We start from the raw sequence: 1,821 nt of genomic DNA, 5'->3' as shown, positions 1-1,821 counted from the left end.
TCCAGTCAGTGTTACCTAACCTTCAACCTGCCCATGGATAGATCGCCCGGTTTCGGGTCTATACCCAGCGACTAAACGCCCTATTAAGACTCGCTTTCGCTACGCCTCCCCTATTCGGTTAAGCTCGCCACTGAATATAAGTCGCTGACCCATTATACAAAAGGTACGCAGTCACCTAACAAAGTAGGCTCCCACTGCTTGTACGCATACGGTTTCAGGTTCTATTTCACTCCCCTCTCCGGGGTTCTTTTCGCCTTTCCCTCACGGTACTGGTTCACTATCGGTCAGTCAGTAGTATTTAGCCTTGGAGGATGGTCCCCCCATATTCAGACAAAGTTTCACGTGCTCCGTCCTACTCGATTTCACTTCCTGGACCCTTTCGCGTACGGGGCTATCACCCACTATGGCCGCACTTTCCAGAGCGTTCCGCTAAAATCCAAGAAGCTTAAGGGCTAATCCCCGTTCGCTCGCCACTACTAAGGGAATCTCGGTTGATTTCTGTTCCTCAGGGTACTTAGATGTTTCAGTTCCCCTGGTTCGCCTCTTGCACCTATGGATTCAGTACAAGATACCTAGGTTATCCTAGGTGGGTTCCCCCATTCAGAGATCTCCGGATCAAAGTCTGTTTGCCGACTCCCCGAAGCTTATCGCAGGCTACCACGTCTTTCATCGCCTCTGACTGCCAAGGCATCCACCGTATGCGCTTCTTCACTTGACCATATAACCCCAAGCAATCTGCCTGCGATCATAGGGGTGAAGACGACATTCGCCGAAAATTCGCGCTTGAACTCGCAAATTTTACCTTGAATTATTGAGTGCAGTGAAACACTCAACAAGTCACTTCTATCACATACCCGAATTTTTAAAGAACGATTCTGAAACAAAGTCCAGAATTCAATACCCCAACCCGGGATACTCAATTCTGAGCTCTTGGTCTGCCTAACTGAGAGTGGTGGAGCCAAGGAGGATCGAACTCCTGACCTCCTGCGTGCAAAGCAGGCGCTCTCCCAGCTGAGCTATGGCCCCAATGTCAACCGGTCATACGACCCCGCGACAATTGGTGGGTCTGGGCAGATTCGAACTGCCGACCTCACCCTTATCAGGGGTGCGCTCTAACCAACTGAGCTACAGACCCAATCGCCTTCGCAATTGAATCAAGCAATTCGTGTGGGAACTTATGAAGAAGCTGATGTCTTCGATTAAGGAGGTGATCCAGCCGCAGGTTCCCCTACGGCTACCTTGTTACGACTTCACCCCAGTCATGAATCACTCCGTGGTAACCGTCCCCCTTGCGGTTAGACTAGCTACTTCTGGAGCAACCCACTCCCATGGTGTGACGGGCGGTGTGTACAAGGCCCGGGAACGTATTCACCGTGACATTCTGATTCACGATTACTAGCGATTCCGACTTCACGCAGTCGAGTTGCAGACTGCGATCCGGACTACGATCGGTTTTATGGGATTAGCTCCACCTCGCGGCTTGGCAACCCTTTGTACCGACCATTGTAGCACGTGTGTAGCCCTGGCCGTAAGGGCCATGATGACTTGACGTCATCCCCACCTTCCTCCGGTTTGTCACCGGCAGTCTCCTTAGAGTGCCCACCATAACGTGCTGGTAACTAAGGACAAGGGTTGCGCTCGTTACGGGACTTAACCCAACATCTCACGACACGAGCTGACGACAGCCATGCAGCACCTGTGTCTGAGCTCCCGAAGGCACCAATCCATCTCTGGAAAGTTCTCAGCATGTCAAGGCCAGGTAAGGTTCTTCGCGTTGCTTCGAATTAAACCACATGCTCCACCGCTTGTGCGGGCCCCCGT

Annotated in this window: 2 tRNA genes and 2 rRNA genes; all 4 read right to left on the bottom strand. The window is 52.0% G+C overall.

The features are described from left to right. Window positions 1-718, bottom strand: a 23S ribosomal RNA gene (locus tag FFS60_RS28540); the annotation flags it as partial. Between the two features lie 232 nt (window positions 719-950). After that, window positions 951-1,026: transfer RNA gene (locus FFS60_RS28535), tRNA-Ala, on the bottom strand. A 32-nt stretch (window positions 1,027-1,058) separates the two neighbouring features. Further along, window positions 1,059-1,135 (bottom strand) — tRNA-Ile (locus FFS60_RS28530). Window positions 1,136-1,200: 65 nt separating this feature from the next. Next, a 16S ribosomal RNA gene (locus FFS60_RS28525) occupies window positions 1,201-1,821 on the bottom strand; the annotation flags it as partial.

This window comes from Pseudomonas sp. D(2018) (assembly GCF_005502555.1).
Taxonomy (GTDB): domain Bacteria; phylum Pseudomonadota; class Gammaproteobacteria; order Pseudomonadales; family Pseudomonadaceae; genus Metapseudomonas; species Metapseudomonas resinovorans.
This window is presented reverse-complemented; position numbering and strand designations above follow the sequence as displayed.